This is a genomic window from Sphaerisporangium sp. TRM90804 (genome assembly GCF_029846175.1).
In the GTDB taxonomy this organism is placed as follows: domain Bacteria; phylum Actinomycetota; class Actinomycetes; order Streptosporangiales; family Streptosporangiaceae; genus Sphaerisporangium.
This window is the reverse complement of record NZ_JARWAC010000010.1, coordinates 164,866-191,041: the sequence shown is the minus strand read 5'-3', so window position 1 is coordinate 191,041 and position 26,176 is coordinate 164,866. Positions and strand designations below refer to the sequence as shown.

Here is a 26,176-nt window from a genome sequence, read left to right as displayed (position 1 = left end):
CCCGCCACATTACGCGCACGCCGGTCGAGTGGCGCAATATCAACCTCGCGCGGGATCCGTCCCCAAATAGGGGTCAGGAGCGCGGGCGCCACAGGGAGACGGTCATGGCCTCGACGGCGATCTGCGGGTTGACGTTCGCGGCCAGCCGCTCGCGGCAGAGCATGACGGCGTCGATGCGTCTGAGGGTGTCCTCCGGCGTGCTGAGCACCGCGATCTCGTCGAGGTCGGCCCGGTGGTCCTCGGCGGACAGCTCGACGTCGGCCCTGAACTGGATGGCGAGCACGTCACGGTAGAAGGCGGCCAGGTCGAGCAGCGCCTGGTCGAGCGAGTCGCGTTTGATGCGGGTTGCGCGGGACTTCTGCCGGTCCTCCAGCTCCTTGATCGCGCCGGCCCCGCCGCGGACGAGGCCCTTGTTGAGGCCCTTGCCCGTGGAGCCCTCGCCGTAGATCTTGCGCAGCTCGGAGGTCTCCGACTCGTTCAGGTGGCCGGTGGCCTCCTGCGCGTCCTCGGCGGAGGTCTTCACCAGGCGCTCGGCCGCCTCCACGCAGTGCCCGAGGGTGGTCAGCGACCGCGGCAGCGACAGGACGGAGTCGCGGCGCCGCCGCGTCTCCTCGTCCTGGGCCAGCCGCCGCGCCCGGGCGATGTGGCCCTGGGTGGCGCGCGCCGCGAACCCGGCCATGATCTCGGGCACGCCGTCGCGGGTGGTGAGCATGTGCGCGACCGCCGCCGTGGAGGGCGTGCCCAGGGTGACGACGCGGCACCGCGACCTGATGGTGGTCACCATGTCGTCCGGGGACGGCGAGCACAGCAGCCAGACCGTGCGCGGCGGGGGCTCCTCGATGGCCTTGAGCAGGGCGTTGGCGGCGGCCTCCGTGGCCCGGTGGGCGTTCTCGAAGAGGATCACGCGCCAGCGTCCGAGCGTGGAGGCGCCCGACGCCCGCAGCACGAGCTCCCGGGTCTCCTTGACGCTGTACGACAGCCCCTGGGGGCGTACGACCTCGACGTCGGGGTGGGAGCCGATGCTCACCTGGTGGCACAGGTCGCAGTGGCCGCAGCCCTGGTCGGGGCAGAGCAGGGCCGCGGCGAAGGCCCGCGCGGCGCTGGTGCGGCCCGCCCCGGGCGGCCCGGTGAACAGCCAGGCGTGGGTCATGCCCGTGCCGGGCCCGCCCGCGAGGGCTTCGGCGCCGGCCGCCGCGGCTTGGCGCAGCACGGCGACCGCGCGGTCTTGGCCCACCAGGTCGTCGAAGACTGTCACGCTCGCCAGATTAGCCCCGTCGGCGAGCCGTCAGTCGCGGATGACCGGCATGGTGCCGGTGATCGCCTCGGTCTCCTGCGGGACGGGGTCGGGCAGCACCTCGCGGACGCGGTCCTGGATCAGCACGGCGATCTCCGCCGGCGTCTGCAGGCCGTCCACGACGAAGTAGCGGTCGGGGTCGGCGGCCGCCAGGGCGCGGAACTCGCGGCGGACCCGCTCGTGGAACTCCAGCGGCTCGGACTCGATGCGGTCGGCCGGGGAGGCGAAGCGGGTGAGCCCGACCGACGGCGGCACGTCGATCAGCACGGTGAGATCGGGCACCAGCCCGCCGGTGGCCCACAGGTTGACCTTGGCGACGTCCTGCGGCTCCAGCTCCCGTCCCGCGCCCTGGTAGGCCAGCGTGGAGTCGACGTAACGGTCGGAGACCACCATCGCACCCTGGTCGAGCGCCGGACGGATGACCTTCTCGACGTGCTCGGCGCGGTCGGCGGCGTACAGCAGCGTCTCGGAGCGGGCGGACAGGCCCTGGTGCGCGGAGTCCAGCAGGATGGCCCGCAGCCGCATGCCGATCTTGGTGGACCCCGGTTCCCGGGTCTGGACGACGTCGAACCCCTGGTCGCGCAGCCAGATCGCCAGCAGCCGCGACTGGGTGGTCTTGCCCGACCCCTCGCCTCCCTCGAAGGCGATGAACATGCCGCGGGAGTGCTCGACGCTCTCGGGCACGTAGCGCTCGCCGCGCAGGGCCGCCATGAGGTCGGACCTGATGGGCACGTCGCGCCGGTCGTCCATGTGCCGGAGCGCCAGGACGCCGACGACGATCGCGAGCAGCGCGCCGATCAGCATGACCAGGTTCGAGCCGTCGAAGCGGTAGACGATGCCGGCGCCGAGCGAGAAGGAGTGCTCGCCGAAGAGGCCGGCCAGGGCGGGGGCGATCGCCACCACGAGCAGCAGGGTGACGCGGGCCATCGACTGCAGGAAGGAGAAGGTGCGGCCGCGGATGGCGTCGTCGACCTCCAGGCCGATCAACGTGTACCCGATGATCCACGCGATGCCGGCGCAGGCGCCCAGCACCACGACGAGCAGGACGAGGATCACCAGGTTGTGGATGACCGCGGTCGCGGCCAGCACGACGCCGGCCGTGATGATCGCCAGCCCGAACAGCCGCCGCCGCGACAGCTCGCGCAGCAGGCGCGGCCCGAAGAAGATGCCGAGGGCCATGCCGACGAAGACGGCGGCGAACACCGTGCCGTACGCGGCGTCGCCGCCGCCCAGCGCGGCCACGTAGACCTTCGCGACGCCGATGACGGCACCGCCGGCGGCGAACGCGCCCAGCATGCCGATGACCAGGCCGCGCACCATGCGGTTGCCGCCGACGAACCGCCAGCCGTCCATGATTTGCCGGAGCACCGACGGGGTGGTGACCCGCACGGTGTGCTCCTTGGGGATGCTCTTCAACGTGAAGATCAGGAATGCGGAGACGAGGTAGGCGACGGCGTTGAGGACCAGCGCCGGGCGCGCGGGCTCCCACGCCAGGCTGGGCACGGCCTGGCCGAGCACCTCGATGATCACCGAGAGCACCGCGAAGAGGGCGGCGGCGATCGGCGCCGTGCCGTACGTCACCAGCAGGTTGAGCTGGTTGGCCTCCTCCAGCCGCTCCTTGGGCACCAGGTTGGGCACGGTGGCGTCCTTGGCGGGGACCCAGAAGAGGTTGACGCACTCCACGAGGAACGTCGCGATGATGATCCACTGGTAGCTGCCCACCAGCGGGATCGACAGCACCAGCGCGAACCGCGCCAGGTCGGACAGGAACATGGTGAGCCGGCGGTCGAACCGGTCGGCGAAGGCGCCGGCGAGCGGCCCGAGCAGGATCGCGGGCAGCATCTTGACCACGAAGACGCCGCCGATGGCCAGGCTCTGCGCCTTGTACCCGGAGCCTTCCGTCAGGTACGCGGCGAAAGCGGTGATCGCGATGATGTTCAGCCAGTCGCCGAGGCTGCAGATCGCCATGGCGGTCCAGAGCCGACGGAACGGAGCGTTCGCCAGCACGTGGGGGGGTTTACGGCGCGTAGCGGACCGGCCAGGCGTGGTCATGATGTCAGCGTATCCAGGTGTTCGCTGGGCTGGGGCAGATCCAGAGCAGCGTCGGATATGCCCGGCTACTCCTTTCCTGAGGGTATTACCTCGGCGCGGATCAGCGCAGCGGACACCGCGCGAAAAGTGGGTATGAGCCGGTTCCGTGACACTTCGCGGAGGGCCCCGGGGACCCCGTCCCCGCCCGTCCCCTCTGGCCCTGGCGAGCGATGACGTGCCCCCCTCGCAGGTCAGGGCACCTTGCCAGGCTAAGGTAAGCCTGCCCTGACCAAGAGGGCTGACTCACCGCCGCAGGGAGACCCCGTGTTCGCCAGCTATCTCATCGGTCTGCGGGAGGGCCTTGAGGCGACCCTCGTCGTGTCGATCCTCGTGGCCTTCCTCGTCAAGAGCGACCGTCGCGACCGGCTGCCGTACGTCTGGGGCGGCGTCGCCGCGGCCGTGGCGCTGTCCGTCGGCTTCGGCGCGCTGCTGACGTTCACCGCGGCACGGCTCGGCTTCCAGCAGCAGGAGCTCTTCGAGGCGGTCGCGTCCATTCTGGCCACGGCGTTCGTCACTTACATGATCTTCTGGATGCGCGGGGCGGCCCGCCGCCTCTCCGGCGAGCTGCGCGCGAGACTCGGCGAGGCGCTCAACCTGGGCGCCCCGGCCGTGGTCGTGATGGCCTTCCTCGCCGTCGCCCGCGAAGGGCTGGAGACCGCGCTCCTCTTCTTCGCCGCCGCCCAGGGCGCCACCGCCAGCACCGCTCCCCTCCTAGGCATCCTGCTCGGCCTCGCCACCTCGGTGGTGCTCGGCTGGGCCCTGTACGCCAGCGCGCTGCGCATCAACCTCACCAGGTTCTTCACCTGGACCGGCCTGATGCTGATCCTGGTCGCGGGCGGGATCCTCAAGTACGGCGTGCACGACCTGGTCGAAGCCGGCCTCGTCACCGTGCTGACCACGCCGGCGTTCGACCTGTCGGGCGCCCTGCCGCCCGATGCCTGGTACTCCGTGCTGCTCACCGGCGTCTTCAACATCACGGCGCAGCCGACGGTCGTCGAGACCATCGCCTGGGGCGTCTACCTCGTCCCCGTGCTGCTGCTGTTCCTGCTGCCCGGCCGCGGCGGCCCCGGCGCCTCCCGCGCCCCCTCCGCGACGACGGCGCCCGCCTCCTCATGAGCGTCACATCCACCTCGAACTGGAGAACCATGCGTACCGCCCTGACACTCGCCGCCGGCGCGCTGACCCTCGCGGCACTCGCCGCATGCTCGCCGGCGGACGGCGGAGGCGATGCGCCGAAGGCCGAGGGCAAGCCCGCGAAGATCGCCGTCTCGGCCTCCGACACCGACTGCGTGGTCGCCACGGCGTCCCTGCCCGCGGGGACGTCCACCTTCACCGTCACCAACACCGGCGCCAAGGTCACCGAGTTCTACGTCTACGCCGCGGGTGACCGCGTGATGGGCGAGGTCGAGAACATCGTCCCCGGCCTGACCCGCGACATGATCGTCGAGCTCCCGGCGGGAACGTACGAGACGGCGTGTAAGCCCGGCATGATCGGCAAGGGCATCCGCAACCCCCTGAAGGTCACCGGGTCGGCCGTGCCGCTGTCGGACGACGCCAAGCTGGCGCGGGCCGCCGAGGACTACGGGCGCTACGTCAAGAGCCAGACCGACGCGCTGCTCGTCAAGACGCGGGAGTTCGTGGACGCGGTCAAGGCCGGGGACGTCGGCAAGGCCAAAGCGCTGTACCCGATCTCGCGCACGTACTGGGAGCGCATCGAGCCGGTCGCCGAGACCTTCGGCGACCTCGACCCGGCCATCGACGCCCGCGAGGGCGACCTGGAGCCCGGCGCCGAGTGGACCGGCTTCCACAGGATCGAGAAGGACCTGTGGGTGGCGAAGGACGTCAGCCGGGACGGGCCCGTCGCCGACAAGCTGATGACCGACGTGAAGAAGATCGTCCAGCTCGCCACGACCGAGCGGCTCCAGCCCCTGAAGCTGGCCACCGGCGCCAAGGAGCTGCTGGACGAGGTCGCCACCGGCAAGATCACCGGCGAGGAGGACCGCTACTCGCACACCGACCTGTGGGACTTCGCCGCCAACCTCGAAGGCTCGCAGGCCGCGGTCGCCGCGCTGCGCCCGGTGCTGGACGAACGCGCCCCCGACCTGGCCAGGACGCTGGACGCGAAGTTCGCCGCCGCAGCGGAGACCCTGGGCAAGCACCGGGCCGGCGACGGCTGGAAGTCGCACACCGAGCTGTCCAAGGCCGACCTCAAGGAGCTGTCCGACGTGATCAACGCGCTGGCCGAGCCGATCAGCAAGGTCGCCGCCGTGGTGGCCCGGTGACCGCCGCGGGCGGGGTGGCACGATGACGCCCATCAACCGCCGGCGCCTGTTCGAGCTGGGAGCGGCGGGCGTGGCCGCCGCCGGCGCCGGCGCGCTCGCCACCCGCGCCCTGACGGACGACCCCGCGCCCGCCGCCGTCCCGTCCACCTCCGACCCCGTCCCCTTCTACGGCGAGCGCCAGGCCGGCATCGTCACCCCCGCGCAGGACCGCCTGCACTTCGTCAGCCTCGACGTCGTCACGAAGGACCGCGCCGAGCTGACGGAGCTGCTGCAGGAGTGGACGGCCGCGGCCGCCCGCATGACCCAGGGCAAGGACGCGGGCACGTTCGGCGCGACCGGCGGCTCGGCCGAGGCGCCGCCGGACGACACCGGCGAGGCGCTCGGCCTGCCCGCGTCCGGGCTGACGCTGACCATCGGCTTCGGGCCCTCGCTGTTCGACGACCGGTTCGGCCTGGCGGCCAGGAAGCCCGCAGCCCTGGCCGAGCTCCCGAAGTTCCCCGGCGACGACCTGCGGCCGGAGATCTCCGGCGGCGACATCTGCGTCCAGGCCTGCGCCCACGACCCCCAGGTGGCCGTGCACGCGGTGCGCAACCTGGCGCGCATCGGGTTCGGCCGGGTCTCCGTGCGCTGGTCCCAGCTCGGCTTCGGCCGCACGTCCTCCACCTCGCGCGCCCAGGCGACGCCGCGCAACCTGATGGGGTTCAAGGACGGCACCGACAACCTCAAACTGGAGGACGCCGCGATGCTCCGCGAGCACCTGTGGGTGGCCCCCGGGGACGGCCCCGCGTGGATGGCCGGCGGCGCCTACATGGTCACCCGCAAGATTCGCATGAACATCGAGACCTGGGACCGTACCTCGCTGTCGGAGCAGCAGCAGATCTTCGGCCGCGACAAGGGTGAGGGCGCGCCGCTCGGCGCGATGCGGGAGTTCGACCAGTTGGACTTCGCCAAGAAGAACGCCGACGGCACGCCGGCGATCGCGATGGACGCCCACGTGCGGCTCGCACACCCCTCCTCCCACGGGGGCGCGCACCTGCTGCGCCGGGGATACAACTTCGTGGACGGCTCCGACGGGCTCGGACGGCTGGACGCCGGGCTGTTCTTCATCAGCTACCAGCGCGACCCGGGAAAGCAGTTCGTCCCCGTGCAGATGGAGCTCGCGCGGCGAGACCCGCTCAACGAGTACATCAAGCACGTCAGCAGCGCCGTTTTCGCCTGCCCTCCGGGGCTGCGGGACGCCGGCGACTACTGGGGACGCGCGCTCTTCGCCTGATGGGCCGCGCGTTTTCCCGGCGCCGGACGCCTGCGGGATAGACGCTGCCGGTCACGCGCGTTCGGGCGGCAATATAACGGCACCGATACGCCTATTCCGATACGGCAGTAATCTCGCCATCTTTACGATATGTAATTAAGTGCCCCCGCTTTGATGCACGTTGCCGTCCGGGTGGCTGGTGCGTCAAAGCGGGTGGTTACGACGTCTCAGCGCACGGTCCGTCTCCTCGGGGACGTCCGCGCGTCTGACCCGTCAACGCGTAGAGGCGGGCGCCGAGGCCCCCTGAGGGAACCTCGGCACCCGCCTCTACCGGCGGAAACGATCAGGACTTGGCGCCGGCCTTGGCGCGGGTGCGCTTCGGCGCCGGGCCGCGCGCGCGGCGCTCGGCCAGCAGTTCGGTGGCACGCGCGTCGGTGATCTGCTCGACCGAGTCCTCCTTGCGGAGCGACGCGTTGGTCTCGCCGTCCGTCACGTAGGGCCCGAAACGACCTTCCTTGATCACCATGGGCTTGCCGGACGCCGGGTCGACCCCGAGCTCCCGCAGCGGAGGAGCCGCGGCCGCCCGGCCGCGCCCACGCTGCTTCGGCTGCGCGAACAGCTCCTTGGCCTGCTCGATCGTCACCGTGAACAGCTCGTCCTCGGAGGCCAGCGACCGGGAGTCTGTGCCCTTCTTGATGTACGGGCCGAAGCGCCCGTTCTGCGCGGTCACCTGCTCGCCGTCGAGCTCACCCAGCGGCCGCGGCAGCGACAGCAGCTTGAGCGCGTCCTCCAGGGTGACGGTGTCCATCGCCATCGACTTGAACAGCGAGCTCGTACGGGGCTTCGAGGTGTCCTTCTTGGCCCGCTTCTTGCCGTCCGGCGGAGGCTGCTCCTCGGGCAGGATCTCGGTCACGTACGGCCCGAACCGCCCGGTCTTGACCACGATCATGCGAGTGGTGGCGGGGTCGACGCCCAGCTCACGCTCGCCGCTGGGCTGGTTGAACAGCTCCTCGGCACGCTCGTCGGTCAGCTCGTCGGGCGCCAGGTCCTCGGGCACGTTGACCCGCTGGCCATCGCGGTCGAGGTACGGGCCGTACCGCCCGACACGCAGCACGATGTCGGTTCCCTTGATCGCGAACGAGCTGATCTCCCGCGCGTCGATGTCACCGAGGTCGCTGACCAGCTCCTTGAGCCCGTCCCCCTGCTCGCCGAAGTAGAACCGGCGCAGCTCGGGCACGCGCTCGGCCCTCGCGTTGGCGATGTCGTCGAGCACCTTCTCCATCTCGGCGGTGAAGTCGTAGTCGACCAGGTTGCCGAAGTGACGTTCGAGCAGGTTGACGACGGCGAACGCCAGGAAGGACGGCACCAGCGCGGTGCCCTTCTTGAAGACGTACCCGCGGTCGAGGATCGTGCCGATGATCGACGCGTACGTCGACGGGCGGCCGATCTCGCGGTCCTCTAGATCCTTGACCAGCGAGGCCTCGGTGAAGCGCGCCGGAGGCCGTGTCGCGTGCCCCTCGGCGTCCAGCTCCAGGGCCGTGAGGGCGTCACCCTCGCGCAGGTTGGGCAGGCGGCTCACGGAGTCGTCACGGTCGGTCGAGGGGTCGTCGGAACCCTCGACGTACGCCTTGAGGAACCCGTAGAAGGTGATCGTGCGGCCCGACGCGCCGAACTCGGCCTTCTCGCCCGTGCTGGAGGTGCCGGCGATGCGCACGCTGACCGACTCGCCGAGGGCGTCCTTCATCTGGGACGCCACCGTGCGCTGCCAGATCAGCTCGTACAGCCGCACGAGGTCGCCGCCGAGGCCGGTCTCGCCGGGCGTGCGGAAGGAGTCGCCGGAGGGCCTGATGGCCTCGTGCGCCTCCTGGGCGTTCTTCACCTTGCTCTGGTACACGCGGGGCTTGTCGGGCACGTACTCGGCGCCGTAGAGCCGCACGGCCTGGTCTCTGGCCGCGGCCAGCGCGGTCTCCGACAGCGTGGTGCTGTCGGTACGCATGTAGGTGATGTAGCCGTTCTCGTACAGCTTCTGCGCCACCTGCATCGTGTACTTGGCGGAGAAGCCGAGCTTGCGGCTGGCCTCCTGCTGCAGCGTGGTCGTGCGGAACGGCGCGTACGGCCGGCGGGTGTACGGCTTGCTCTCGACCGACGTCACCGCGTAGGCGGCGTTCTCCAGCCGCTGGGCGAGCGCGCGGGCGGCCTGCTCGTCGAGGTGCAGCATGCGCGCCTCTTTGAGCTCGCCGGTGCTGGCGAAGTCACGGCCCTTGGCGACCTTGCGGCCGTCCACGGCGGTCAGCGTCGCGCCGAAGCTGCGGGGGTCCTCGTCGCGGCCGATGTCGAGCAGGGCCTTGAGGTCCCAGTAGGAGGCGGAGTTGAACGCGATGCGCTCGCGCTCGCGCTCCACGACCAGCCGGGTCGCGACGGACTGCACGCGGCCCGCCGACAGGCGGGGCTTGACCTTCTTCCACAGGACGGGGCTGACCTCGTAGCCGTAGAGACGGTCGAGGATGCGACGGGTCTCCTGGGCGTCCACCAGGCGCAGGTTGAGGTTGCGCGGGTTGGACACCGCGTCCTGGATGGCCTGCGGCGTGATCTCGTGGAACACCATGCGGTGCACGGGCACCTTGGGCTTGAGGACCTCCTGCAGGTGCCAGGCGATCGCCTCGCCCTCGCGGTCCTCGTCGGTGGCGAGGTAGAGCTCGTCGGCGTCCTTCAGGAGCTGCTTGAGCTTGGAGACCTGGGACTTCTTGTCGTGGTTCACCACGTACAACGGCTCGAAGTCGTGGTCCACGTTCACCCCGAGGCGGGCCCATGCCTTGCCCTTGTACTTCTCGGGGATGTCGTCGGCCCTTTCGGGAAGGTCCCGGATGTGGCCGATGCTGGACTCCACGATGTAACCACGCCCGAGGTACCCCGCGATCGTCTTCGCCTTCGCAGGCGACTCGACGATCACCAGGCGGGTTCCGCCGGCGTTGCCGTTGTTGGCTGGCACGCTGCTTCCTACCTCGCTGTTCGCTGTCGTTCCCCTGCCGGTCGATCCCGGCCTGCCGTGGGAGGCGTGCCGGGCGATCCGTTACAGGCATGAAGGTAACCCGTCGCCGGAATCTTCTCCCCGTCGGACTACCCGGTCACTTACCGGTGTTCCACCTACCTGGACCCGATACCCACGAGGACGCAGAATAGAGCCCAGAGAGTGCCAGCGTCCCCTTGCATACCCTTCGGAGACTAATCGCAGTGCTCGAGTACTCCTATTTGAACCTGTATCTGCCGCGCGGAACCTCGCGAGAGGCCGCCAGGCGGGTACTCACGGAGCATGCCGAATACGGACACTGGGAGCTGGACCTTCTTAGGCTGTATCCCGATGGTCGCCGTTACATACGGCTGCGCCGCAAGATCCTGAGAGTGGCCCGCACCCTGTGACGCTCGCCGCCCCCACTGTAACCCGGCTTCGCCACCCGCTTCAGCCACCGTCTCACCTCAGCGCCCCCGGGCTCACCGTAGATGACGCCGTCCACCCCCACCGCGCGCCCCCTGACCGCCCCCCGCCGGCGGCCCGCCGAGGCGGCTTCCACCAGGGGTGGCACGCTTTCTGACGGTGCCCGTCAGACCCACCCGGGCCTGGTCCGCCCCCCTCCGCCCAATTTGGGACGCCGGGAGCGTGCCGTGCAACCGACACGGTCGAATCTTCATGCCCAGCCGTGCGTCGCCCGGGCAAGCATCGGCCACCGCCCCTGGAAGCCGCCGTCTCCGTACGCCGGGGAGCACTCCGTGCGACCTTGGCGGCCCGGCCTCCTGCCTGGACGCCCACGTCGTCCCGGGCAAGCGCCTGGCGATCGCCGTCAGAGATCACCATTTCGGACTCCGGGAGTCCCCCCGCGACCTGGCGGCCCAACCTTTCACCTCGTCGCCCCGGGCAAGCACCCGGCCATGACCGCCAAAGATCACCGTCTCTGGGGCCGGGGCGCCTTTCAACCCCACGGCCCGACTTCCGTGACCGGGGCTCCGCGGCCCGACTTCCGCGACCGAGGCCCCGCGGCCGTCCGGGCGAGCGGCCAGCCGTCACCGGCCGTCTCACGGCGCCCTCGCGCCCTCGTCGCCGGCGGCGACCTCCCCGATGCCCCACCTCGCCCGCCGGGCGGGACAGGCGCTCCGGCGTATCCGCTCGCCGTTCTTTCCCCGCTTCACGGACAAGGCTTTGCCCGCTCCGGGCCGCGCCCCCGGAACGGGCAAAGCTTTCATGCCTCGCCGCGCGGGCCGGCTGAGCGGCCCAGTCCGGCGGCCGTCCTCGCGGCGGCGAGGCGTGTGCGGCTCCCGGCACGGCCGGTGAGCGGTCTGTGGAGTTCTCGCGCCGGAGCCGGGCGGCGGCCGGGTGCCGCCGCCCGGCTCAGCTCACCTGCGGCGGAGGCGGCGGGTGCCGGCGAGCACGGTCGCCAAGGCGGCGAACAGCGCACCGACGATCAACGTGGCGAGCGAGCCGGAGTTCATGCCGGTCAGCCCGGCGGGCCGCTCCGCGCTCATCAGGCCGATGGCCTCGACGGGCAGGCCACCCGTCGCCTGGCCGTTGACGATGCCACCCGCAGGGGTGCCCTTCACCACGTCCTGGACCAGCCCCGCCGGGGCGTCGGCCGCGGACGCGGCCGGCGGCAGCGCACCACTGGCAGCGGCAGGAGCCGGCAGAACCGGGAGCGGCGGGAGGGCGGTGGCCTTCTCCCGGCTGCCGGCGGACGGGCCTGCCTGGTGCGGCCGCGCCGACTGTGACGTCTCCCGCTGCCCAGGGGCCTCGGGCAGGAGCGGCAGCCCGCGCAGGAGGCCGGGAACGCTGGACGCCTTTCCCGGGGCCTCGGGCGCGGGGGCGGCTCCGAACTGCCGCAGCACGCCGGCGTTCCGGCTCACGTGCGCGCCACCGAGGCATCCGGCGGCGGCGTCGCCCAGCACGGCGACGGCGTTGCCGCAGACGTTGATCGGAGCGGTGATCGGCGCGACGAGCTGGTTGCCGCCCAGGACGCTGTAGCGGCCGTCGGTCCTGTTGCCGCCGGCGCCCCCGCCACCGCCGCCGTGTACCGCGGCGCCGCCGCGACACCCCGCGAACGCCTGCCCGATCAGCGCGACGGCGTTGCCGCACACGTTGACCGGAGCGGTGATCGGCGCGACGAGCTGGTTGCCGCCGAGGATGGACGAACGCCCGGAGGTGCGGTTGCCGCCCGCGCCGCCGCGACCGCCGGCGGGCGGGACGCTGATGCCGCCTTCACACCTGGCGGCGCCGTTGCCCACCGAGTTGCCGCAGACGTTGACGGGGGCGAGGATCGGGGCGACGAGCTGGTTGCCGCCGCCGACGCTGAACCGCCCGTCGGTGTCGTTGCCGCCCGCGCCGAACCCCGGGCGTGGGGGGCCTCCCCGGTAGCCGTTGCCGCCGTTGCCGCCGCCGCCCTTCACCACGGCGCCGCCGCGGCAGCCCGAGAACGCCTCGCCGATCACGGCGACGGAGTTGCCGCAGATGTTGATCGGCGCGGTGATCGGCGCGACGAGCTGGTTGCCGCCGAGCACCGAGGAACGCCCGGAGGTCTGGTTCCCGCCGGCGCCCTGCCCGCCGCCGTTCTTGACGGAGGCGCCGCCCCGGCAGCCGGAGTTCGCCTGGCCGATCACGGCCACCGAGTTGCCGCAGGCGTTGACGGGGGCCGTGATCGGGGCGTTGATCTGGTTGCCGCCCAGGACGCTGTGGCGGCCGTCCGTCCGGTTGCGCCCCGCGCCGTTGCCGGCGCCGGGGTTCTTCACCGCGGCCCCGCCCTCGCAGCCCGCGTCGGACCGCCCGACCAGGGACACCGCGTTGCCGCAGGCGTTGATCGGGGCGGTGATGGGCGCGTTGATCTGGTTGCCGCCCAGGACGCTGTGGCGCCCGGAGGTGTCGCCCTGCAGGGCGCCGGAGCCGTTTCGGCCCTGGACGGACGCGCCGCCCCGGGACGAGGCGGACGCCTCGCCGACGGCGGCCACCGAGTTGCCGCTGATGTCGACCGGGAGGGTGATGGGGAGGTTGATCTGGTTGCCGCCACCCACCGAACCGGTTCCGGAGGTGTCGGCCAGAGCCGTGCCACTGCTGAGGGCCATGACACCCACCGCGAGGAAAGCGGCGGGGGCGGAGCCCTTCGCCCACGTACGCACCATTATTCGCTCCTTGATCACTTTGGGGGAAGTTCCTGATGGACCCGCGAAGCCAGGGCGGGGGACGTCACCGCGAATCAGTCGGCTTCGGCCCAGCCCCGAGAGCTCGTCTCCATGCCGGGGACGGCTCACGTGGGCCGGCCAAGACCCGAAGCGCGCATCGAGCACCCGCCCGACCATGGGCACCGGCTCGACGGCACCAGGCCGGGCACCGCGTCGGTGCCATGACCGGCACCGCGTCGGCGCCCTGCCGAGGCCGTCGCCCAGGACCGCGTGGGGAACCGCGGCCCTGCGGGCGAACAGCCGGCCGGGCCGGGTCAGCGAGGAACCGCCCTCGATCGGATCATCGGCCTGGTGCCCGATCCCATTCCGGGGGGGTACGGGATAAGGGGACCGACCGGGCCCGCGACCAAAGGCTCGACTGAACCCTGGTCTTGGGACTTGACCCACTGAGTGCTGAACCGCGTGACGCCCTGGAGCCCTGAACCATCGCGAGATCCGATGACGTATCGCCCTGGCGGAGAGCGCCCACACATCCGGCTCCTGACGAACGGGATGCTCGGCGGCGCGCTCCGCAGCCGACCGGACCGTTTCGGGTCAGGGCCGGCTCGGCGGGGATCAGTCGGGGGAGAAAGAAGGGTCGTCCGCTGTCGTGCGGACGACGGGGAGACGCGCGCCCACCGGCTCGGCGGCCATGACCGCGAGCCGAGGGTCGAAGACCGACCCGGCGACGTCCCCGAAACCCGGCCCATACGGACCGGAGCCGCTACCGCGCGGCACGAACCCGTTCGCCCCCGCCGAATGCTCGGCGGAGGATGGTGCGGGAAGGGCGGGCTTCGACTGGCTGGTGAGCCCGTCGACCGTCCGCCCCGCCATGGCCCCGGCATCGGCCGGGGGGCTGTCGCTCATCGTGGGGAAACCGCCGGCCGAGGCCGGCCCGAGAGCGGCATGAGGGGTTGTGGAGAGGGCACGACGCACGTCCCTGGTCTCGACGGTCTCGACGACCTCTTCAGGAGGCGTGACCGCTTCGACAACCTTGACGGGGGCGAGGTGACCCGCGGGGAAGTGGACGTCCGCAGCCGCGGGAGCGGCACCGGCGAGACCGAGGATCACACCCATGAGCCAGCCCACGGCGATGAGACCGCCGACGGCGAACAGACGCACCAGCCGGGAGCCGGCCGCGAACCGCGCCATCCGGGCTTCCCGCGTCAGGACCGTCCGCGCCTGGGCCTCGTCACCGGAGATGGTCACGGGCACGTGCCGGACCACGGCGGGCGAGCCAGCCCTCCGCCGCCTTTCTGGCATGCGTGCCACGTGACCTCCCCGAACTCCTCGACCGGCCCTACCTTCGCAGGGCCGGTCTCGGACCAACCCCTCAACGCTCAGTCACGTTAGCAGCACACCGCGTGACGGCAAAGCGTTTTCGAGGAACGGGTCAGCAGGCGCCCAGGAAACGGTCAAGAACACGGACGCCGAATCGCAGCGAATCCACCGGAACCCGCTCGTCGATCCCATGGAACATCCCGGAGAAGTCCAGATCGGCGGGCAGCCTGAGCGGGGCGAACCCGAATCCGCGTATCCCCAGGCGGCTGAAGGCCTTCAGGTCGGTGCCGCCCGACAGCGTGTACGGCACGGCGCGGGCGTCCGGGTCCTCGGCGAGCAGGGAGTCGGCCATCGCGCGGACGAGCGGCCCGTCGAAGGACGTCTCCACCGCGATGTCGTGGTAGATGAACTCCCTGGTCACGTTGGGCCCCAGCAGCTCGTCGACGGTCGTGAAGAACTCCTCCTCGTACCCGGGCAGGAAACGCCCGTCCACGTGGGCCGTCGCCGTCTGCGGGATCACGTTGGCCTTGTAGCCGGCATCCAGCATGGTCGGGTTCGCCGTGTTCCGCAGCGTCGCGCCGATCATGCGGGCCAGCGACCCCAGCTTGGCGACGGTCGCCTCGGCGTCGTCGGCGTCGAGCTCCAGGTCGAAGGCCTCCTTGAAGAACGCGCGCACCGTCGGCGTGAGCCGCACCGGCCACTCGTGACGGCCGATGCGCCCGATGGCCTCGGCCAGCTCGGTCACGGCGTTCTCACTGTTGAGCATCGACCCGTGACCCGCGCGCCCGGCGGCCGTGAGCTTCATCCAGGCGATGCCCTTCTCCGCCGCCTCGATGAGGTACAGCCGCCGCCCCTCCTCGATGGAGACGCTGAACCCGCCGACCTCCCCGATCGCCTCGGTGCACCCCTCGAACAGATCTCTGTGCTCAGTGGCGAGCCACTGCGCCCCGTACGTGCCCCCCGCCTCCTCATCGGCGGTGAACGCCAGCACCACGTCCCGAGGCGGCCTGCGCCCCTCGCTCAGCCGCTGCCGGACGACGGCGAGGATCATCGCGTCCATGTTCTTCATGTCCACGGCCCCACGACCCCAGATGCACCCGTCCGCGACCTCCCCGCTCAGCGGGTGATGCGTCCAGTCGCCGGCGTTGAACGGGACCACGTCCAGATGCCCGTGCAGCAGCAAAGCCCCCCGGCTGGAGTCCTCCCCCGAGATCCGGGCCACCACGTTGGCCCGCTTGTCATCGCTCTCGAGAATCCGCGGCTCCAGCCCCACCTCGGCCAGCTTGCCGGCGACATACTCCGCGGCCCCCCGCTCCCCAGGACCCGCGTTGTCGCCAGCGTTGGTCGTGTCGATGCGGATGAGCTCCCGGCACAGCTCGACGACCTCTTCTTCGCCGTTCAACGGGGTCATACCTACTCCTTCGCTTGCCAACCACCCATGCCTAACATCCTGCCGCCCAGCACCCCCCACCCACATCCTCAGCACTGCTGACCCCCACCGCCCCCGCATCCCGGTATGAAGCACCCCTCGGAGTTTGCTAACCTAGTGCAGCCGAAGCAGGGACCACCTCCCAGCCAGGCAACCCAAGTCCGGGTGGCGGAATAGGCAGACGCGCTAGCTTGAGGTGCTAGTGCCCTTTACGGGGCATGGGGGTTCAAGTCCCCCCTCGGACACGCACTCTGGTACATGCTGGGCCTGGCCTCGACTAGGACGACCCTTTCCGAAGGGTTGTACACGAGGTGCAGGCCCATCTGCGTGTAGAGATCGTTCTTGTCGACGGGGTCCGCCCTCTGCAGGATCCTCACCATCTCGGTCGCTTTCGGGATCATCTCCTTGACCTCCTTCTCTGTGATCTCGTGTGTTCTCGTGATCGTCCGCATGCGTCCTTCTGCCTGCAGGCGTTCGGCCCTCGTCTCGGCCATCCACTTGCCGACCTCTTGGGGATCGCCGCCGGCGTCAATCGTGGAGCGGTACCGGATCATCCGCCGGTCACAGTCATCGATCGCTTTCTCGGCCGCATGAATCGCTGCGCGGTCGACCTCGTTGTTCTGCACATCCAGTAGCTTCTCGACGGTCCGCTTCACGTTGGCCGGAGCGAACACCTGACAGATCCACGGGTCGAGTTCGGCGACGATGTGGTCCTCCCGGACGTAGACCGTGCGCGGGTGCTCGATCTTGTTGGCGAGGGCGTATTCGACGGGGAACTTGCACCGGTAGTGGGCTCGTCCGTTGTTCCAGGTGCCTTCCATGCGGCGGGTGCACACGTCGCAGCGCAGCAGGCCACGGAAAATGTAGGGCCGACGGGTGCTGCGCGGCTTACGCTCGGTGGCCGGTCGGCCGTTGGCCGAGAGCAGCAGCGTCGCTCTCTGGAAGGACTCGGTGTCGATGAGGGGTTCGTGGACGACCGTGTCCGACCAGACCCACTGATCCTGGGTGTTCCATTTCAGCTTGGTCACATGCCCCTGGGTGACGTCGTTGACGTCCAGCAGTTCTTCCTGCTTGTGCTGCTTGTTCCAGACCTGCCGGCCGGTGTACCGGGGGTTGAGCAGGATGGCGCGGACAGCCGACTTGGACCAGGCGATTCCGCTGCGGTGCCGGTTGCGTGCCTTGTCGTAGGCGGATGGGCTGGGGATGTCCTCGCGGGTCAGTCCTTCGGCGATCAGGTAGAGACCTTGACCGTGCAGGAACTCCCAGAAGATCCTCCCCACGATGGGAGCGGTGAGCGGGTCGGGCTCCAGACGGTGAAGCCGCTTTCCGTCGGCCGCCTTGCTCGGGTTGGGATGAGGACCGGCGTCCACAAGACGGTAGCCGTACGGCGGACGTCCCCCCAGAAACCGTCCCTCGATCTTCGCCTGGGCCTCCATGGTGGTGCGCACCCGGATCCTGATGCGGTTGCGCTCGCCCTTGCTGATCCCACCGAACATCAACATGATCAGCTCGTGGGCCTCGTTGACGGGATCGATCGGCCCGCCGACCTCGGGGACCCACAACTGCACCCCGTAGTGGTTGAACAGCTCGAAGGTATTGCCGAACTGGTTGCCGTAGAAGGCCCGCTGAGGCTCACCCACCACCACCGCATCGAACCCCCGGTGGGGATTACGCAGTTCAGCCAGCAGCGCGGCCGCCTCTGGCCGGCGCTGCGGCGGGATCGAGCGTGATTTGTCCACGTCGAAGAACTCCGCGACGATCACCCCGCCCCTGGGCTCGACCAGAGCTTTGGAGCGGGCCAGCTGCCAGTTACGTGACGAGGCCGGGTCCTGGTTGTCCTCGGTAGACACCCGGCCCCAGAACGCGAACAAGACCACCTCGTGCTTCCTCCTATTCCACCGACGTTTCGCGGGACTTGAGCAGGATGCGGAGCAGCACCCGCGCCACGCTCACGGAGAGGACCGGCGGTTCGTCCGGCACCTGCACCCTCACTTCCTTCGGGCCCGCGCCATGTGTTTCAGGGCCTGGAGCGTACGGGAGTGAACTCGATTCGTGAGGCCCCGAGCAGGCCCTTTGTGGCTCTTCAGTCACTGTCGCCTCCCCGTGCTGAGTCGCTGGGGAAGGCGCGCTGGAGCCGGGTGATGGCGAGGTCGCAGAAGGCGGGGTTCAGTTCGATGCCGATGAACTTGCGTTCGTGTTGCCGCGCGGCGAGGGCGGTGGTTGCCGCTCCGGCGAAGGGGTCCAGGACGGTGCCGCCGGGGCGGCAGCCGGCGGCAATGCAGCGCAGCGGGATGTCGATGGGGAAGACGGCGAAGTGCGCGCCTTGGTAGGGGCGGGTGGAGATGGTCCACACGTCGCCGGGGTTGCTGCCGTCGGGGTGGCCGGCGTCGTGCCGCTTTCCGGTCGGCAGCATTGCCGCTCCTGGCGAGCGGCCACCGAAGGGCTGTTCGCTGTCGCTGTACTTGCCGCGCGGCGGCCATGGGGTGGCAATGGTGTTGGGCTTGGTGCCGCCTTTGCGTGAGCGGTGCGGCAGCGAGCGGTCGCCGGTGTAGGGCTGCCGGACGGCGTCCAGGTCGAACCAGTAACGGCGTTGTTTGACCAGCAGGAAGATGAGCTCGTAGCGGTTGGTGAGGCGGTCGCGGACCGGGTGCGGCATGGCGTTGGGTTTGGCCCACACGACGGCGTTGCGCAGGATCCAGCCGTCGTGTTGTAGGGCGAAGGCGAGGCGCCAGGGCATGCCGAGCAGGTTCTTGGGCGGCACGGTGAGCCGGGATCGCGGGCGGATGAGCGGCTGGCGGGGGTTGAAGTCGCCGCCGCGGGCCCAGCCGTCGGAGTTGGCGGCATAGCGGTCACCGATGGTGATCCACATGGTGCCGTCGTCGGCCAGCACGCGGTGGGCTTCGGTGAACACCTGGCGCAGCGCGTCGATGTAGGCGTCGGGGGTGGGTTCGTGGCCGATCTGCCCGGGGACGCCGTAGTCGCGCAGCCTGTAGTAGGGCGGGCTGGTCACCAGGCAGTCGACCGACGTGGTTGGCAACGCCTGCAGGACCGTCTTGGCGTCTCCGGCGTAGAAGACGGCGTGCTCGTCACGCCAGTACGCCTCTGGCGTCATGGCCGCCTCCGCTGAGCGGCATCCGCGTCCGGCACGGCAGGGCCGCTGCGGCAAGCCCACGGTGAGCAGCCCTCTGGTTCTGTGACGTGCGGGTCCTGGCCGAGGTCCGCTTGAGCGAGAGGACGACGCGAGTGGTGCAGGTAATAGGTGCCGCGTAGTGGCTGCCCCGCGGCCAAGCCGCGTGGGTGGCCGTGGCGGATGGCCTCATCGAAGGCGATCGCTTCGGCCCATGCCTGAGGGTCGGTGTCGCGGATGCGTCGCCACTCGGTGTTGCTGTGGTACGGGCATCCCACGCAGGCAGATCGCGGGGTGTCGGGCAGCCCTCGGTAGGTCAGGTAGGCCATGCAGTCAGCGCGGGTCCAGCCCAGGTCGATCAGCGGGAACACGTTGCGCAGGTAGGCGACGTCGGCGTCTTTGGCGCGATGGAACTCCTCGGTACTAATCCCGATCGCCTGCTCGACGTAGACCCCTTTGGGCACGCGGCGCGGGTGGGGGTAACCGAGCAAGGCGCGATCGGTCGCCTTTATCGGGCCGATCTTGTACTCGCTCGTGCACTGGCGCCGGGCCATGCCGCGTTCGCCACCGGGCCCCAGGACGAACAGCGGCATGGACACGAACCGGTGGTGGGGATCGAGCGCGTCTCGGCGGATGTCGCCGGCGCGGACGCGTAGCACGGGGATGTCGGCTGTGGCGGCGAGCTGCTCCAGTCGGCGCAGGTGTGCGTAGACCTCCGCGGGCTCCCACCCGGTGTCGGCGAAGACGGCCGCGTCATAGCGCGGCAGTGCGCGATCCACGGCGAGCACCAGCAGCGTGCTCGATTGGACGCCCGCTCCCAGTGACAGGACGCGCAGGGCCGGTGCGGTGTACGGCTGGAGGCTCATCGCGGCCTCCGGTCGCACACCGGACCGGTTGAGAAACACGCTCGATAAGAGCGATTCCTGTTTACAGGAATCGCGCCAATCACGTTGCCGGTGACTGGCTCATATCGATACGCATTCGGGGTTGAGGTGCATGATGGCGCAGCGGCCTGCGTCTTCTGCATTCGGCGTTCGGGCGAGCCTCAGATGCGTGACGCCTTCGGAAGTCCTGTGCGAGCTCCTAGCGGCGCACTTCCACTGGAGCAAGGCGTTCTGGCGTCCTTCTGGCATGAACCGACTCGCGATCTCGTGCAGGTAGGAGCCGCTCTAGCGTCGTCACGGAACGGGTTGGCAGGAACTGTGGCGCGGCATTGGCACGTGGCGGACGCCAGTGCGCCGCCCTATGGCGCATCAATGGCGGGCGCGTTTGATTCGCCCAATCGAGCGTGCGCCAGAGCAATGCCATAGCGGGCCCGTAAACCAGGTTGCAGCCGCGAAACCCCTCCCGTTTGGAGCAACCTGATGGCACCCGAATATGCCGAACTTGTCGGCCGCCGAGCGCCACTAAAGGCGATCAGAGACATCTTCCGATTGGTGCCCCGTAAGTACGACGGGGTCTTGCATGGCACGCCCCTTTCGACCGACCCTCCGCAGCCCTCCATCACGCGCGGGGTCACGGCCAGTGCGGAGCTGCGGGGTCGGGTCCACGGGGCGGAGCCTCGGTCGATCACCTCTCACGCCCCTACGGCCATGGGGCCCTCAACGTCCGTGCGGAGCCGGAACACCTCAGATGCGCACTTCCAAGCCGACGACACGAAGGGAGGTCCGGGCGACCTTCCCGGCTCCGCACGGCGCATCGCGCCCCCACCTTCCCGGACGACAGGCGGTGCGGAATGCGGCACGGCGCGCATGCGGCAAAGCCGCCTGCCGACTGCGCCGGCAGCACTGCCGTCGTCACCGTCCCGGCTCTCTGTTTCCCCCTCCTCGGCAGAGGCGGCGGCAAGCGGCGACCCTCCTCACCGGGCCAGGTGCCATCGCGCTCTCGGGCTCCTGATCGTCCTCACCCCCGCCGTCTTCGCCATCATCAGTGCTGCCGTGACGGCACCCGCTCACGCCGGCGCGATTGCCGCTCCACCGAGTGACCCAGACCAGCTCGACAGGGTCTTCGACAACCTGCGGAACTGGCTGGTGGGTCTGCTGGCCGCGTTGGCCACGCTCATGTTCACCGTCGGCGGGGTGCGCTACCTCCTGGCAGGCGGCGACCCGGGCGAGGCGCAGAAGGCCAAGGCGGCGTGGAAGGGCGCAGCGCTCGGCTACGGCCTTGCCATGCTGGCCCCGCTGCTGGTCAACGTGCTCAAGCGCGTGGTCGGTGGATGAGCGCCATGCCGCTTCAGATCATTCGCCGCCCAGGGTGGCCGCGTGCCGCCGTCGCAGTCACCGTTGCCACATTGATTGCCGTGGCTGCCGCGGTGCTTGCCGCTTCTGCCGCATGGGCTGACCCCGTGCCCGCGCCGAGCCCTCCGCCGACCGATAACCCTGAAGCCCCGAGTCGGCCATGGCTTCCCCCGATCCCTGGCATCGGCCTCACGGTCGGAGGTTGGGTCGGGAGCGCGATCACCGCCTGGTTCGCCGATCTGGTCGCGCTCGCCATCCATCCTCTTCTGGCCGTGCTGGCCTCCACCCTGCTGACCACTCCGAGCCCTGCCGGCCAGGCGCGCGTGTACGACCTGTGGCGGGCCAGCGTCCTGATGGCCGACAGCGCCTTCGCGCTGCTGATCGTGGCCGGCGGCATCGTGGCGATGGGCCACCAGACCGTACAGACCCGGTACGCCGCCAAGGAACTGCTGCCCCGCCTGGTGACGGCCTTCATCGCCACGAATTTCAGCTTCGTGATCACAAGCCGGCTGATCGAGCTGGCCAACGCCGTCGCCGGTGCACTGCTGAGGCAGGGATTCGACGCACGGCGTGCCGCCAACGCCATCCGCACCATGATCGTCCCGCCGGGAAACTCACAGATCTTCTACATCCTGCTGGCCCTGGTCGCCACCATGCTGCTGGTCCTGCTGCTGATCACCTTCGTGCTGCGCCTGGCGCTGACGACGCTGCTCGTCGTCGCCGCGCCGCTGGCCCTCATCTGTCTGGGACTGCCGCAGACCGAAGGACTGGCCCGGCTGTGGTGGCGGGCCTTCGCAGGCACGCTGTTGATCCAGGTCGGCCAGTCGCTGACCCTCACCTCGGCGGTGAGGATCTTCTTCAACCAGGACGGCCGAGAAGCCGCGGGGCTGGCCGGCCCCGGTCAGCTGTACGACCTGCTGCTCGCCCTGTGCCTGCTCATCATCCTGGTGCGCATTCCGGGCTGGGTGTCCCGTGCCGTTTTCACCAGCCGTGGCCCGGGCTCGGCGATCGGCCGGATGGTCAAGTACGCCATTCTCTACAAGCTCACCGCACCCGTACTGAACGCAGTGCATCTCGGCCGTGGCAGCCGCGCGGCAGGAAGCCGCACTGCCGCCACGGCGCCAAGAGCTTCCATCCCCACACTGAACGGCAAGATGATCACCGGCGGTCCCGCCGGTGCCATCACACCGCGACCCGCGACAGCGGCCTCGGCCGCGCGCGGCGGCCCCGGTCCCCTCAAGCACGCCCCGGCGGCTGCCCGACGGCCGATCCGCGCGGACGACTGGGAGGCCGCCCCCGTCAAGCACGCTCCCTCGGCGCCGCCGGTAGCCGGCAAGTACCAGCCGACTCCACGACCCCGGCCCCCGATCTCCCCCGGCACACCGGTGTACGGCTACCCGCGCGAGACCCGCTACGCCGACGGCCCAGCCGGGCTGGCCCAGATGCACCGGCTGAAGTACCAGCCCGTCACTCCGGCTTCCCCCTCCCAGCGTGTGGTCGCCCCACCACCCGTGCCTCGCGGGCCGGTGACGCCCATCGTCTCGCCGAACGCGCCGATCCCCGGCAGCCCTGAGTGGCCCGAGAATCCCGGCGCTCGCCGTACCCCACCCCCGACCCCGACTCCGCGGACGCGGAGCCGCAAGCCTGGTGGAGGTAAGCGGACATGACCTGGTCTCAGCCGATCAGGATCCCGGCCGATGTCGAGCAGGCCGACAAGATCATGGCCAATTTCACCGCCCGCCAGCTCGGCATCCTCACCGGCACGGGAGCCATCCTCTACGGGGGATACCTGGGCTTCGGCGAAACACTGCCTCCGCTTGTCTTCCTGGCGGTAGCTCTCCCGATCGCGGTCACCGGAATCCTGCTCGCCATCGGCCGTCACGACGGAATCAGCCTGGATCGGTACGTGCTGGCGGCGATCAGCTTCCACTACCGCCCGAAGCGGTTCGTGACCGGATCCGTGGACGCCCCCCGGCCTCCGGCCTGGATGGCAGCCAGTGCGAGCCTCATCCCATCGCCGCTCCGGCTTCCCGCTCGGGGCGTGAGCGTCGACGGGTTGATCGACCTGGGACCGGACGGCGTCGCCGCCCTGGCCGAAGTCTCCACGGTGAGCTTCGCCCTGCGAACGCCCGATGAGCAGGACGCCTTGGTGGCGGTGTTCGGACGCTGGCTCAACTCCCTGCCGGGCCCAGTGCAGATCCTGGTTCGCGCGGAACGCGTCGACCTGACCACCACCGTGGCCGCGCTGCAGGAGACCGCTCCTGATCTTCCCCATCCCGCACTGGAGCAGGCGGCCCGCGAGCACGCCGCGTTCCTGCGCGAGCTGACCGACCGGCACGAACTCCTTCGCCGTCAGGTCCTGCTCGTCGCCCGCGAACCCTCCGCCAACGCCGGCAGCCGGGCCACATCCGCAGCCCGAGCCCTTCGCCGTCTGGAGGAGGCATCTCGCGTCCTCGGCGCATGCGGTCTCGACGTGCGGCTTCTGGACGCCCGCGCGGTCGCCGCGTTGCTGGCCTCCTGTTTCGACCCCACCGCCCCGCCGATCCACGGCGACCGGGTCTCGTCGCCGGGCGAGGTAATCACCCGAGGAGAGCACCGATGAGACTCCTGGCCAGAACTCCCACTCCCGCCTCTAGCCTCGGCCCGGACGCCGTCGAGGTCCACCCCCATCATCTGCGGGCCGGCAGCTCCCTGTGCCGCACCCTGGCCATCTCCGGCTATCCGCGAGAGGTCGCACCCGGCTGGATGGAGCCGCTGCTGACGTACCCCGGGCGCCTGGACGTCTCGCTGCACATCGAGCCGGTCCCCTCACTCGTCGCCGCCGACCGGCTGCGCAAGCAACTGGCCCGCCTGGAGTCGGGCCTGCGATCGGACCACCAGCATGGCCGCCTCCTGGACCCGGCGCGGAGGCCGCCGCCGAAGACGCCCAGGAGCTGGCCTCCCGGCTGGCCCGAGGCCAGGCCAAGCTGTTCCGCGCCTGCATCTATCTCACCGTCCACGCCACAGCGGCCGATGAGCTGGAGGAGGCCTCCGCGCAGGTCCGCGCGCTCGCCGCGTCCCTGCTCCTGGATGCCCGCGAGGTGACATTCCGGCAGCTCCAGGGCTGGGTGTCCTCCCTGCCTCTCGCCTACGACAACCTGGCGATACGGCGCACGTTCGACACTCCGGCGCTCGCCGCCGCGTTCCCCTTCACCAGTCCAGACCTCACCGCCGAACTCGGGGCTACTGCAGTGCTGTACGGGGCGAACCTGTCCTCCGCCTCGATCGTCGCCTGGGACCGCTTCGCACAGGACAACCACAACTCCGTCATCCTGGCCCGCTCCGGCGCCGGCAAGTCCTACCTCGCCAAGCTGGAAGCCCTGAGGTCGCTGTACACAGGGGTCGAGGTCGCCGTCGTCGATCCCGAAGACGAATACGCCCGCCTCTGTCACGCGGTCGGTGGCGCCTATCTCCACCTGGGCGCGCCCGGCGTCCGGCTGAACCCTTTCGACCTCCCGCCCGCGGGCGACGGCGACCCGCTGACACGGCGAGCCCTCTTCCTGCACACCCTCGTCAGCGTCATGCTCGGTGAACCGCTAGGCCACGCGGGGAAGGCCGCGCTCGATCGCGCCATCCTCGCCGCCTACCGTCAAGCCGGGATCAGCTACGAGCGGCGCACCTGGAACCGGCCGCCACCGCTGCTACGCGATCTGGCCGAGGCCTTGGCGGAGGACCCCGATCCCAAGGCCAAGGAGCTGGCCGCAGGGCTCGCTCCCTACGTCACCGGGACCCACCGGCAGCTCTTCGACGGCCCGACCACCACCCGCCCCGACTCGCACCTCGTCGTCTTCTCGCTCCGCGACCTGCCCGAGGAACTCAAGGCCGTCGGCACCCTGCTCACCCTGGACACGATCTGGGACGCGTCACCGACCCCGGCAACGCCAGGCCCCGCCTGGTCGTCGTGGACGAAGCCTGGCTGCTCATGCGGGATCCCGAAGGCGCCCGCTTCCTGCTGCGCATGGCCAAGGCGGCTCGCAAGCACTGGGCCGGCCTGTCGGTGGTCACGCAGGATGCCGCCGATCTGCTCGCTTCCGACACCGGCCAGGCGGTGATCGCGAACTCCACCACCCAGATCCTGCTCCGCCAGGCGCCCCAAGCCATCGACGCGGTGGCCGGCGCTTTCCAGTTGTCGGACGGCGAGCGGCAGTTGCTGCTCTCCGCCGAGAGGGGCGTCGGCCTGCTGGCGGCGGGCCGGCAGCGGGTGGCCTTCCAGGTGATCGCCAGCGCTCTCGAACACGAACGCTGCACAAGCAGCCCCGAGGAGATCGCCGAACTCCCCGCGCTGGGTGGCGAGCGATGATTCGCGACCTGCTCGAAGACCCCGAGGCGATCACCGACCGCATCCTCACCTGGCTCCCGGCTCATCTGTGGCAGGTGCTCGCCATCTTGCTCACCGGACAGATCACCGGCTTGGCCATCCGCCTGGTCACCATGCGCCTACGTCACCGGCGACTGGCTCGCGGGGCACGGTGCGTCGAGATCCTCGCCCCGCCGGTCGCGGAGTTGCCCGGTGCCGAAGCGCTGTGGGCCAATCTGATCGGCCTGCTTCACCCGAGATGGAAGCGAATCCTCGTCGGCCAGCCACACCTGGCCTTCGAGTACGTCTTCGGCGGCGACGGAGTGCACGTCCGCCTGTGGGTGCCGGGCGTGGTCCCCCAGCAACTGGTGGAGCACGCGATCGAAGCGGCCTGGCCCTCCTCGCGCACGGCGGTACTGCAGCCGGCCCCTCCCGTGCCGCTCGACGGTCAGGCCACCGGCGGAAGGCTGGTGCTGGCGCGTGAAGAGCGGCTGCCGATCAGATACGAGCACAAGGCAGACGCGCTGCGGGCTCTGGTCGGCGCGGCCACCGGAATGCCGACGTGGCAGCACGCAGCCGTGCAGATCCTCGCCAGGCCTGCCACCGGCTCCCGGCTGTCCCCGCGTGGCGTCACCTGGCCGGTACGACTTAT

The 26,176-nt window shown here is 70.3% G+C and carries 19 protein-coding genes and 1 tRNA gene; 10 read left to right on the top strand and 10 right to left on the bottom strand.

What is annotated here, in order from left to right; genetic code table 11:
* Window positions 1-73: 73 nt before the first annotated feature.
* The gene (locus tag PYR91_RS13720) at window positions 74-1,255 is read right to left on the bottom strand and encodes a DNA polymerase III subunit delta' (RefSeq protein WP_279780102.1); all 1,182 of its coding nucleotides are present in this window, start codon (window positions 1,253-1,255) and stop codon (window positions 74-76) included.
* A 30-nt stretch (window positions 1,256-1,285) separates the two neighbouring features.
* Complete coding sequence (gene tmk / locus PYR91_RS13715; protein WP_279780101.1) at window positions 1,286-3,346, bottom strand: dTMP kinase; 2,061 nt, start codon at window positions 3,344-3,346, stop codon at window positions 1,286-1,288.
* A 303-nt stretch (window positions 3,347-3,649) separates the two neighbouring features.
* Between tmk and efeU the strand changes: the two genes are divergently transcribed.
* The 3 genes from efeU to efeB are packed head-to-tail and all read left to right on the top strand — an operon-like array spanning window position 3,650 to window position 6,940.
* A complete protein-coding gene (gene efeU, locus PYR91_RS13710; protein ID WP_279780100.1) occupies window positions 3,650-4,501 on the top strand; it encodes an iron uptake transporter permease EfeU in 852 nt (283 codons plus the stop codon).
* A 29-nt stretch (window positions 4,502-4,530) separates the two neighbouring features.
* Complete coding sequence (gene efeO, locus PYR91_RS13705) at window positions 4,531-5,667, top strand: iron uptake system protein EfeO (protein ID WP_279780099.1); 1,137 nt, start codon at window positions 4,531-4,533, stop codon at window positions 5,665-5,667.
* 22 nt (window positions 5,668-5,689) lie between these two features.
* Window positions 5,690-6,940: an iron uptake transporter deferrochelatase/peroxidase subunit gene (gene efeB, locus PYR91_RS13700; protein WP_279780097.1), complete on the top strand. Its 1,251-nt coding sequence runs from the start codon at window positions 5,690-5,692 to the stop codon at window positions 6,938-6,940.
* Window positions 6,941-7,262: 322 nt separating this feature from the next.
* Here the strand turns inward: efeB and topA are convergent, their stop codons facing one another.
* Complete coding sequence (gene topA / locus PYR91_RS13695) at window positions 7,263-9,908, bottom strand: type I DNA topoisomerase (protein WP_279780096.1); 2,646 nt, start codon at window positions 9,906-9,908, stop codon at window positions 7,263-7,265.
* 242 nt (window positions 9,909-10,150) lie between these two features.
* Between topA and PYR91_RS13690 the strand changes: the two genes are divergently transcribed.
* Entirely contained in the window at window positions 10,151-10,336 is a 186-nt protein-coding gene (locus PYR91_RS13690) for a DUF5703 family protein (protein ID WP_279780095.1), read from the top strand.
* Between the two features lie 969 nt (window positions 10,337-11,305).
* Here PYR91_RS13690 and PYR91_RS13685 read toward each other — a convergent pair.
* From PYR91_RS13685 to PYR91_RS13675, 3 genes are all read right to left on the bottom strand, one after another.
* Window positions 11,306-13,018, bottom strand: coding sequence for a chaplin family protein (locus PYR91_RS13685; protein ID WP_279780094.1), 1,713 nt, complete (start codon window positions 13,016-13,018; stop codon window positions 11,306-11,308).
* 672 nt (window positions 13,019-13,690) lie between these two features.
* On the bottom strand, window positions 13,691-14,329 hold the full coding sequence (locus PYR91_RS13680; RefSeq protein WP_279780093.1) for a hypothetical protein: 639 nt from the start codon (window positions 14,327-14,329) through the stop codon (window positions 13,691-13,693).
* Between the two features lie 178 nt (window positions 14,330-14,507).
* Window positions 14,508-15,806, bottom strand: coding sequence for a M20/M25/M40 family metallo-hydrolase (locus PYR91_RS13675; protein ID WP_279780092.1), 1,299 nt, complete (start codon window positions 15,804-15,806; stop codon window positions 14,508-14,510).
* 177 nt (window positions 15,807-15,983) lie between these two features.
* Here PYR91_RS13675 and PYR91_RS13670 point away from each other — a divergent pair.
* Window positions 15,984-16,069: transfer RNA gene (locus PYR91_RS13670), tRNA-Leu, on the top strand.
* On the opposite strand, the gene PYR91_RS13665 is transcribed toward PYR91_RS13670, so the two are convergent.
* The 3 genes from PYR91_RS13665 to PYR91_RS13655 all read right to left on the bottom strand — a co-directional run bounded on the left by PYR91_RS13665 (window position 16,034) and on the right by PYR91_RS13655 (window position 19,817).
* Window positions 16,034-17,701, bottom strand: coding sequence for a recombinase family protein (locus PYR91_RS13665; protein WP_279780091.1), 1,668 nt, complete (start codon window positions 17,699-17,701; stop codon window positions 16,034-16,036). The genes PYR91_RS13670 and PYR91_RS13665 overlap by 36 nt on opposite strands.
* A 206-nt stretch (window positions 17,702-17,907) precedes the next feature.
* The gene (locus tag PYR91_RS13660) at window positions 17,908-18,936 is read right to left on the bottom strand and encodes a site-specific DNA-methyltransferase (protein WP_279780090.1); all 1,029 of its coding nucleotides are present in this window, start codon (window positions 18,934-18,936) and stop codon (window positions 17,908-17,910) included.
* Window positions 18,933-19,817: a hypothetical protein gene (locus tag PYR91_RS13655; protein ID WP_279780088.1), complete on the bottom strand. Its 885-nt coding sequence runs from the start codon at window positions 19,815-19,817 to the stop codon at window positions 18,933-18,935. Before PYR91_RS13655 ends, PYR91_RS13660 begins: the two co-directional genes overlap by 4 nt.
* Window positions 19,818-20,315: 498 nt before the next feature.
* Between PYR91_RS13655 and PYR91_RS36390 the strand changes: the two genes are divergently transcribed.
* From PYR91_RS36390 to PYR91_RS13630, 5 genes are all read left to right on the top strand, one after another.
* A complete protein-coding gene (locus PYR91_RS36390; RefSeq protein WP_347943077.1) occupies window positions 20,316-21,170 on the top strand; it encodes a pilin in 855 nt (284 codons plus the stop codon).
* Between the two features lie 5 nt (window positions 21,171-21,175).
* Entirely contained in the window at window positions 21,176-22,855 is a 1,680-nt protein-coding gene (locus tag PYR91_RS13645; protein WP_279780085.1) for a conjugal transfer protein TrbL family protein, read from the top strand.
* On the top strand, window positions 22,852-23,790 hold the full coding sequence (locus tag PYR91_RS13640) for a PrgI family protein (RefSeq protein WP_279780084.1): 939 nt from the start codon (window positions 22,852-22,854) through the stop codon (window positions 23,788-23,790). Before PYR91_RS13645 ends, PYR91_RS13640 begins: the two co-directional genes overlap by 4 nt.
* 478 nt (window positions 23,791-24,268) lie before the next feature.
* On the top strand, window positions 24,269-25,279 hold the full coding sequence (locus PYR91_RS13635) for a hypothetical protein (RefSeq protein ID WP_279780082.1): 1,011 nt from the start codon (window positions 24,269-24,271) through the stop codon (window positions 25,277-25,279).
* Window positions 25,177-25,527 carry a hypothetical protein gene (locus PYR91_RS13630; protein WP_279780370.1) on the top strand — a complete coding sequence of 117 codons (351 nt, stop codon included), beginning with the start codon at window positions 25,177-25,179 and terminating at the stop codon, window positions 25,525-25,527. The genes PYR91_RS13635 and PYR91_RS13630 overlap by 103 nt, the downstream gene beginning before the upstream one ends.
* Window positions 25,528-25,664: 137 nt before the next feature.
* Here PYR91_RS13630 and PYR91_RS13625 read toward each other — a convergent pair whose 3' ends face one another.
* On the bottom strand, window positions 25,665-26,096 hold the full coding sequence (locus PYR91_RS13625) for a hypothetical protein (protein ID WP_279780081.1): 432 nt from the start codon (window positions 26,094-26,096) through the stop codon (window positions 25,665-25,667).
* Between the last annotated feature and the right edge of the window lie 80 nt (window positions 26,097-26,176).

Excerpts from the sequence above, each read along its gene's own strand:
- PYR91_RS13685 (WP_279780094.1), bottom strand. The coding sequence starts at position 13,018 with ATGGCCCTCAGCAGTGGCACGGCTCTGGCCGACACCTCCGGAACCGGT.
- PYR91_RS13640 (WP_279780084.1), top strand. The coding sequence starts at position 22,852 with ATGACCTGGTCTCAGCCGATCAGGATCCCGGCCGATGTCGAGCAGGCC.
- PYR91_RS13645 (WP_279780085.1), top strand. The coding sequence starts at position 21,176 with ATGCCGCTTCAGATCATTCGCCGCCCAGGGTGGCCGCGTGCCGCCGTC.
- PYR91_RS13655 (WP_279780088.1), bottom strand. The coding sequence starts at position 19,817 with ATGAGCCTCCAGCCGTACACCGCACCGGCCCTGCGCGTCCTGTCACTG.
- efeB (WP_279780097.1), top strand. The coding sequence starts at position 5,690 with ATGACGCCCATCAACCGCCGGCGCCTGTTCGAGCTGGGAGCGGCGGGC.
- PYR91_RS13660 (WP_279780090.1), bottom strand. The coding sequence starts at position 18,936 with ATGACGCCAGAGGCGTACTGGCGTGACGAGCACGCCGTCTTCTACGCC.
- PYR91_RS13675 (WP_279780092.1), bottom strand. The coding sequence starts at position 15,806 with ATGACCCCGTTGAACGGCGAAGAAGAGGTCGTCGAGCTGTGCCGGGAG.
- tmk (WP_279780101.1), bottom strand. The coding sequence starts at position 3,346 with ATGACCACGCCTGGCCGGTCCGCTACGCGCCGTAAACCCCCCCACGTG.
- efeO (WP_279780099.1), top strand. The coding sequence starts at position 4,531 with ATGCGTACCGCCCTGACACTCGCCGCCGGCGCGCTGACCCTCGCGGCA.
- PYR91_RS36390 (WP_347943077.1), top strand. The coding sequence starts at position 20,316 with ATGGCACCCGAATATGCCGAACTTGTCGGCCGCCGAGCGCCACTAAAG.